5 protein-coding genes are annotated in these 8,129 nt (G+C 54.2%); all 5 read right to left on the bottom strand.

The annotated features are described in order from the left end of the window. Positions 1-375: 375 nt before the first annotated feature. On the bottom strand, positions 376-1,362 hold the full coding sequence (locus ACJROR_RS03755) for a diaminopimelate dehydrogenase (protein ID WP_406038105.1): 987 nt from the start codon (positions 1,360-1,362) through the stop codon (positions 376-378). A gap of 467 nt (positions 1,363-1,829) precedes the next feature. Then, the gene (ppnN, locus tag ACJROR_RS03750) at positions 1,830-3,227 is read right to left on the bottom strand and encodes a nucleotide 5'-monophosphate nucleosidase PpnN (protein ID WP_406545927.1); all 1,398 of its coding nucleotides are present in this window, start codon (positions 3,225-3,227) and stop codon (positions 1,830-1,832) included. Positions 3,228-3,247: 20 nt separating this feature from the next. Further along, positions 3,248-4,825, bottom strand: coding sequence for a GGDEF domain-containing protein (locus ACJROR_RS03745; protein WP_406545926.1), 1,578 nt, complete (start codon positions 4,823-4,825; stop codon positions 3,248-3,250). Positions 4,826-5,081: 256 nt separating this feature from the next. Beyond that, positions 5,082-7,121: a transglutaminaseTgpA domain-containing protein gene (locus ACJROR_RS03740; RefSeq protein WP_406545925.1), complete on the bottom strand. Its 2,040-nt coding sequence runs from the start codon at positions 7,119-7,121 to the stop codon at positions 5,082-5,084. Continuing rightward, complete coding sequence (locus ACJROR_RS03735; protein WP_406545924.1) at positions 7,108-8,124, bottom strand: DUF58 domain-containing protein; 1,017 nt, start codon at positions 8,122-8,124, stop codon at positions 7,108-7,110. The genes ACJROR_RS03740 and ACJROR_RS03735 overlap by 14 nt, the downstream gene beginning before the upstream one ends. Positions 8,125-8,129: the final 5 nt, after the last annotated feature.

Raw genomic sequence — 8,129 nt, 5'->3', positions numbered from 1 at the left:
GGCTACGAGATTACCTGCATATATACCAATCATAAAGAACGTACATCTAATTTTGTCACGTCTATCACATATTTGAAAATGTAAAGTCACTGTGGTGATTTACGTGACTAGGTTCACATTAATTCTAGTCACGGTTTGATAGTGTGAATCAAATCTTGATTTTCTTCAGAGGGGATAAGAATTCCGAAAAAATACTGACCAATGTCGGGTAGGAATTTTTCCGCCGGTTTTTTTATCTCCCGGTGCCTTAGATCCCTTTTATGCCTCCCTTTTTGTCTCCTTTTTGCCGCCGTTTTTCCCTGAAGTCTCCAAAAAAAAACCGCACCCGTAGGATGCGGCAAAAAGGAGTATTATTAAAAGGGAAACTGTTTCAGCTTAGACAAAATGCTTTCTCAGTTCATCGCCGGAAAGGTTCACCAGATATGCCGGAGCAATGTCAAGCACGGTGCGGGCTCCGGTCTGGCCTTCCTGATTCAGCCGGTAAGCGGCTCTGGCATAGGCGGCCAGCACGCTGCCGGTAAAGGCCGGGTTGGAGTCAAGCTTCAGGCTGAACTCGATGATATTATTGAATTCATTGTCGAGACCGGTGGTGCCGGAACGGAATACAAAGCCGCCGTGAGGGAGACCGCTGTGGTTCTGCGCTAATTCCTCCGCGCTGATGAAGTGCACGGTGGTGTCGTAGTCAGCGAAGTAGTTGGGCATGGTCTTGATGGCGTTTTCCACCGCCTGGGCATCGGCGCCTTCCTCAAGAACCACAAAGCATTCCCGGGTGTGCTTCTGTCTGGTGGTAAGCTCGGGGTTCTGGCCGCTGCGCACCGCCTCCAGCGCGGAGTCTACCGGAATGGTGTACTGTCTGGCATCCTTAACTCCCGGAATGCGTCTTATGGCATCGGAATGCCCCTGGCTCACCCCCTTGCCCCAGAAGGTGTAATCGCTGCCCTGCGGGAGAGCGGCGGTGGCGTAAAGTCTGGCCAGTGAGAAAAGACCGGGATCCCAGCCGCAGGAAATAACGGAGATCTTGCCGGCAGCCTTGGCAGCGGCGTCCACATTGCTGTAATGCTCCGGAATTCTGGCATGGGTGTCAAAGCTGTCAATAACATTGAAGAGTCTGGCGATGGCCGGAGTCTGTTCCGGCAGATCGGTGGCGCTGCCGCCGCCGAGGATCATGACGTCAATTTTGTCCTTCCAGCTTTCAACCTCGGAAACATTAACCACCGGAACATTCGGGGTTCTGATCTGCACGGTGGCAGGATCCCGGCGGGTAAATACCGCAACAAGCTCCATGTCATCAGCATGAGCAATGGCGCTTTCAGCGCCGCGGCTAAGGTTGCCGTATCCTAAAATACCAACTCTAATAGTCATACAAGACTCCTCATGAAGGAAAAATTTCATTTTACGGCTGTATTGTACTCCCGCTTTTTGAGGATACAAAGAAAAATGTCAGAATTTGCAAAAATATATTTGTTCTTCCTGAAAATTATGTGTGGTACTGTGGGGATTGTGTGGATCTTGTGTGAAGTTTTACATTTTTTGAGGAAAAATCACCCCAAAAACAATATTTTTCTGTTTTTGTTGTTGGGATTTTGCATAAGTGTGACTGTACCTGTGCGGACTTGAGCAGTGCCAACGGAGCAGCAGGGCAGTACGGCATGGCTCCGGAATTAACGGAGATACCGGCAGGGGCGGCGCAAAAAAGGAAAGAGAATACAGGCAGGAAAAAAGGGAGATAATCTGACTTTATGCAGAAACGCATAAACAGCGGCGCCGGAATTCATCCGGCGCTTCTTCTGATCTTCGGGACGCCTTCATTACGCCCGGCTGCAGCCCTCTTAATTTGCCGTTTCCGGCCTTTTTTCCTGGCTGTTCCGGAGGGTGTAGCAGGGGACATACTCGTTCTGGGAAAGCAGGATGCGCTTCTGGTCAATAAACTCCTTAAGGAGCTTGTCCATGGCCGCCATGATGTCGCTGTCCCCTTCGATGATGAAGGGGCCGTGCTTTTTGATCTCCTCCATGCCGGCTTCCTTGACGTTGCCCGAAACAATGGCCGAGAAGGCTCTTCTCAGGTTAGAGGCCATTTCGGATAAATTCCCGGAACGGTGCAGGTTAAGAGTGCTGATATTGGCATGAGTGGCCTCAAAGGGCTCCTGGAGATATTCCGGAATTTTCAGGGTCCAGTTGAAGCAGTAGGAATCGCTGGTCATGGTGCGGTGCTCCCGTACCATATCCAGACCGTCCTTGACGGAGCGGGCCACCTTTTCGGGATCATCGATGATGATTTCGTAGTATCTGGAGACGCTGTCTCCCAGCACGGTTCTGGCAAAGGTGTCCAGAGAGGCAAAGTAAGACCTGCTCTCCTTAGGCCCGGTCAGAATCAGGGGGAGGGGCTCGTGCCGGTTTTCCTTAAGGAGCTTCACGGAAAGAATATAGAGAAATTCCTCGGCAGAACCGGGGCCGCCCGGGAAGAGAATAATGGCATTGCCGAACCTGACAAAGGCTTCCAGCCGTTTTTCGATATCCGGCATAATCACCAGCTCCTTCACATAGGGGTTGGGGGGTTCTGCGGCAATAATGGAAGGCTCGGTGAGGCCGATGAATCTGCTGGAGCTGTAGCCCTGCAGGGCGTGCCCGAAAAAGGCGCCCTTCATGGGGGCTTCCATGGCCCCGGGGCCGCATCCGGTGCAGACGTCGATCTTGCGGAGCCCGAGACGCACGCCTACCTCATAGGCATAATCGTATTCCGTCTGATTAATGGCATGACCGCCCCAGCATACGGCAACGTTGGGATTCTGTCCCGGGATCAGCGTTCTGGCGAGACGCAGTCTGGTGAAGATGCTGTTGGTTATGAGCTTGGAGACGGGAATCTGCTTCAGGGAGTCGATTTCGCTCTGCATCTTTTCGATGGCGGAGGACTGAACGATATCCCGGAGCACCGTATAGAGATTCACCTGGATGTTGCGGATAATCACCCCGTCTACAAAGGCGGACTCCGGAGGATTGATAAGCTCCAGCTTCACGCCCCGTTCATTCTGGATCACATTGATTTCAAAGGTGCGGTACCTGTCCAGCAGAATGTGGGAATTGTCCGTCTTGGCCCCGGTGTTCAGCACGGCCAGGGAGCATTTGCGGTAGATGTCGTAAAGCTCGCCTGAGGAAAAACGCGACAGGCTGGCGCTCTCCAGCTGAGAGAGCAGAGCCAGATTGTCCACCGGCTGTATTATTGAAATCATAGCTCCCTCCCCGGCGCCAATCAGCCTTCAAGCAGGAGTCCGCGGGCAAAGGGCTCGTCGGAGGAGCTTCTGGCGGCGCTTTCGCTGTTCTTGGCCTTTTCCAGAGTTTCCGACAGGGAACTCAGCACGGCATCCGCCGGTTCGTCATCGGTGATGACCTTGTAGGCCGCGGAAATGGTTACCGGCACCTTTTCATTCTTATAGTGGAACGGAATGGATTTGATGGCGGAGATGATCTTTTCGGAAACGGCCTTTGCCGCAGCCGGATCTTTGGTATAGGTGATAATGCCGAAGAAATCTGATCCGATGCGGGCCACAAAATCCTTTTCGTTCAGAGTCTTTCTCAGGGTCAGTCCCAGCACCCGGAGGATCTTGTCCCCCACAAAGTCGCCGTACTTCTGATTGATGCGGACAAAGGCGTCAATATCCGCCAGAATCACGGACATGCCGCTGAAATTCTCCTTGCCGAGCTTCCGGATATCCTTTTCGTAACGGCTTTCAAAGCTCATTCTGTTATTAAGGCCGGTGATGCTGTCAATCTTGTTCTTCTGGGAGATTTCGCCGATATCGGTCTTGAACTGCACCGCATCCTTCTTGATGGACACGATCTTGTTTTCAATGTCATTAAGATCGTTCATCAGCTTGTCTTGCACCTCCATGAAGTCTTCCCGTTCCTTGACGAGATTGCTGAGAGCGGAGAGCTTCTCATGAATCATGGCGGTAACGCTGCCGGGAGCGGGCTCGGCGCCGCTGACGCATTCGTCAATGGCGGCTAGCTCCACGCCGAACTGGGAGTTATTTTCCCGTGCGGCCAGCTGAATTTCCCGGTTGGTCTCCAGATTGCTGTTCAGGAGCGCATGCACGCTGTTGATATGCTCGCTCATGTTGCCCAGGAACACCAGGTTGAAGTCTCTTTCGCTGTTAAAGCCCTTTACCAGCACGGAAATAATTCTTTCCACCAGATACGGGAGATCGGTGTACGAGATGATGATGTTCTTGTCCGTGAGCACATCGGCATATTTCTTAAGCTCTTCGTTAAGCTCTCCGGAAAGCTCCACGCCGTTGATAAGGGAGTGAATCTTGTTTCTTTCGGTGGCGGGCACGCTGTCATTCTGGTTGCCGGAGTTCTGCTTGAAGAGGTGCTCCAGCGTTTTTTTCACGAGGTCGCAGATCAGCACCACCTTATCGTTGTAGGGCCGGCTCCGGTTCAGCATGATTTCATTGGCGTAGTCCTGATAGGACTTGGGGAGAATTTTGGAGTTTCTGATGAGCTCCGGAAGGATTTTGATGTAGATTTCCAGCTTGGCATAGAATTCCAGCACCTTGCGGGACTGAGTATGCAAAGCGCCCTGAATGGCCATGACGTCATCAAGCTGATCGTAGAGAGGTTTTTCGGTGTTTATCTTGTTTATGGCTGTCTTCAGCCGGTCATTGAAAGTGGTGTCGTGTCCCCAGAAAATCTTGGTTACCTGCGAAAGCAGGCTCAGAGCGCATTCGCGTTCTTTTCTGATGCTGCGTTTTACCGTGCTAAGTTCTGCTTCCAGTTCTGCGATTCTGGCTTCGGGGGAAACATTTCCGGAGGGCTTGGGAGTGCTCATAGATATACAAATCTCTCAAAAAAACAAAAGACGCTGCTGTTTCTGTTATGTTTCTGCTGTCTGTCATGCTTACGTCGCCTGACGGCCTCCAGGTTATCACCCGGAGTCGCCGCAAATTACCAATCAGAAAAAAAATATTATGTTCAGTTAACGTCACAGGAGCGGGGCTGAAACAACCCACCCGATTTCATTTTAATTTGTTAGCGGTTCAGGTATTTCATATTTGTTCACATAATGCCCATGGAAATACGGCAAATTATGATGTTGTGCAAATTTTTACAATTTTGTCAGCGCGGCTCCGGAGCCCCCTGAGGAGCTCCTTATGGTTTTGCGGTGTTTTTCCGTAACGCAGCAGGCTGAACTCATAAGCCAGGGCGGCGAACTCGCCGGCGATGAGCTTAAGACTTGCGGGGCTGAGTTCTTTCCGGTTTCCCGGCTGTTTCTGAGCCGGATCCGGGACTGCTGTTTCGGAGCTCAAAAGGCTGAGCCTTGCGGCAAAGGCCGCGGGAGTTTCCCCGGTTCCTGCCGGGATCCCCCGGCGGGCCAGGGCGCGGAAGGCCTTTTTCATCAGGCGTATTTCCTGAGGATCCCGCCGGAGGCTGCGGCCTCCCAGCAGGGTTATGAGAAAGAAAATGACGTACACCAGAAGGCCCCCGGCCACGAGACCGATGATCAGGGGGAGACTGTTTTTAAGCAGCTTTTCCTGGTAGTCCGTGTCGAAGTTGAGAATGAAGCGGCTCCAGGAGTATTCCAGGTTTTCGGTGATGTCCCGGATCTGTTTCCAAAGGCCCGCAAAGCCGGAGGGAGCCCGGTAGCCTTCCCTGATGGCGGAATAGCCCCCGGAGCTGGCGAATTCCCGGGACACCAGCAGCACGGGATCAAAGGAAACCCACTTTCCTTCAATAAAGGCCTCGGTCCAGGCATGGGCATCGTATTCCCGGATGATCACCATATTGAGATCCGGGACGCTTTCCCCGCCGGCATATCCGGACACTATCCGGCTGGGAATGCCGGCCATCCGGAGCATGACGGCCATGGCCTCGGCATAATGGACGCAGAAGCCCTGTCTGGTATCAAGAAGGAAGCGATCCACATGATTGTTCTGGCCGAAAGCTCCGGCGCCCGCGCCTCCGGCGGGGTTCAGCGTATATGAAAACCCGTTTTTGAAATAGCCGTAAATGGCCGCAGCCTTTTCCTCAGGCGTCTTCAGGTTTTCTGTGAGCCGGAGCACCAGCTCCCGGGCGCGGGGATTCTCCCCCGGGGTCAGGCGGAGAAAGGATCCGGAGTAGGGCGTTTCGTTCCGGGGCTGATAGTCGGGATACCACGTGAAATGAAAGAGCTCCCGGGATCTCAGAGGCTTATTGACGGTATAGGTGTCATCCCGGCTGTAGAAGAGATCCCTGCTGTCGTTTCCGGAGAATTTCAGAGAGGGAATATAAACCGTTCCCGTGGGCTCCATCATGACGTCGTAAGCAACGCCGCCGGGCGCGCTGGGCTTGTCCTTCGGAGATTCGGCAAAGGGGCTGTAGGCCAGACGGTTCTGATCCCGGGATACCAGAAGATCCTGCTGCCATTCGCCGTTCCGGTAGCGGCTGTAGGTCATGACCCGGAAGTACAAAGGAGCGGGAATGCCGTCCGCAAAGCTGATCCGGGCCACCAGGGTGTCCGACTGATAGAGCGCCCGGAGATTTCCCGCGGAAAATGAAGAGGATATTCCCGTGACGCCGGCGTCTTCATTGCCGGGAAGCACCCAGAAGGAACCGAAACGGGGCAGTACCAGAAACAGCGCCGCGGTGAGAGGGACGGCCGGCAGGAAGAGCCGGATCATGAGTCTGATATCCTCCCCTGCCGAGCTTCTTCTGGTGAGAGCGATATAGATCCAGATTATCAGAATTCCCGCCAGCATCAGGTACAGGGCGATGTAGATCTGGTAGTGGAAGATCAGGGGCAGAATGCTGAGAAACACCAGAGCTGCCGCATGCACGTAGGAGTCCCGTTCGCTGGAGTATTCCAGAAATTTCAGGGCGCAGCCCAGCACCAGGAGGTTGATGGCGGCAATGCCGATCTGCCGGTGCATGATGCCCTGGACAATGAGACAGATAATGCCCAGAACGGAAATGGCCCGCACTGTCAGGCGGGAGGGAGCCCGGAACCAGTTAAGAGCGAAGCCGGTTTTGATAAAAACCGCCCCAAGGGAGATCAGGATGACGGAAATAAAGAGGACGCTGCCGGCAAACCCGGTGGCCATAAAGTAGAGGAGCCCCATCAGGATCAGCGCTTTTTTAGACGTCAGCATGGTATTTCCCCTCCGGCAGCAGGGCCAGTCTGGTCAGGATCCGGGCGGTGTGCTCCGGTGCGCTGTCCGGGGCTTCGAAGATCCCGAAGGCGTTGAAGCCGAAGCGCTGTTCCTTGCGGGACAGATCCTGAACCGCCCAGGTGAGCCGGCTGATGGCATCCTCGTAATTCCGGGGGCGGATGCTGTTGATGTTAAGGTAGAGATCCATGCTGTTATCCTGAGAAAAATCTTTGGCCAGGAGTCCCTGTCCCCGGGCCATTCTTTTCCAGTCAATAATGCCGGGAGGATCTCCGGGGCGGTAGGGCCGGAGACCGGAGATTTCATCCCGGCTCCGGAGGCGGCCGCGCTGTTCCGGGAGAGCGGCAATGCCCTGCTTTTCCGGAGCTTCCTTCCGGGATCCCATAAGGAGTCCCGGCTGGCGATCCAGCAGATATTCCGTGCTTACCGGACGGGGATAAACCAGAACTTCGGTATCCGGCTTCACATAGGAGAATGTGTTCACCACGCCCAGAGGCCAGGCGGAGCTTACTGCCAGAAGGGGCACCCGGAAAATGCCGCGCTTTTCATTGGCGAAGCTGAGCTGGACGGCGCCGCCGCCGGCGATGTCCGGGGCAATCAGCGCCGCGGCTCCGGGAGCCGTGATCCGAAGTCCCCGGATGATGCGGACGCGGCCCGGAGTGGATTTGGCGCTGACAAATACCGGCAGGGGCAGGGGAGAACCCGCATAAGCGGCGGCGGTCATCTTCCTCACGTCAATGCTGACGCCGTTCATGTTGAAAAACCCGTAAAACACGGAGGTAAGAACGGAGCACAGGATAAACACGGCCAGAATGAGCACCAGGTTGTTCTGGTAATTGATGCCGAAGGCCAGCATGGCCAGGAGAATCGTAAGCAGTATCCAGCCGTTTTTATTGGGCCAGACATAAATGTTATGGATGCCCAAAGGAACTCCCGGAGGGGCGGCAAAACGGATTCTGAGCCGGGCGCGTAATTCTTGCAGCATGAAAA

The organism is Succinimonas sp. (assembly GCF_045225735.1).
Classification (GTDB): domain Bacteria; phylum Pseudomonadota; class Gammaproteobacteria; order Enterobacterales; family Succinivibrionaceae; genus Succinimonas.
The sequence above is the reverse complement of the archived record's forward strand: the minus strand, read 5'-3'. Positions and strand labels throughout refer to the sequence as shown.

Coding starts and splice junctions, on each gene's coding strand:
- ACJROR_RS03735 (WP_406545924.1), bottom strand. CDS start 8,124: ATGCTGCAAGAATTACGCGCCCGGCTCAGAATCCGTTTTGCCGCCCCT.
- ACJROR_RS03755 (WP_406038105.1), bottom strand. CDS start 1,362: ATGACTATTAGAGTTGGTATTTTAGGATACGGCAACCTTAGCCGCGGC.
- ACJROR_RS03740 (WP_406545925.1), bottom strand. CDS start 7,121: ATGCTGACGTCTAAAAAAGCGCTGATCCTGATGGGGCTCCTCTACTTT.
- ACJROR_RS03745 (WP_406545926.1), bottom strand. CDS start 4,825: ATGAGCACTCCCAAGCCCTCCGGAAATGTTTCCCCCGAAGCCAGAATC.
- ppnN (WP_406545927.1), bottom strand. CDS start 3,227: ATGATTTCAATAATACAGCCGGTGGACAATCTGGCTCTGCTCTCTCAG.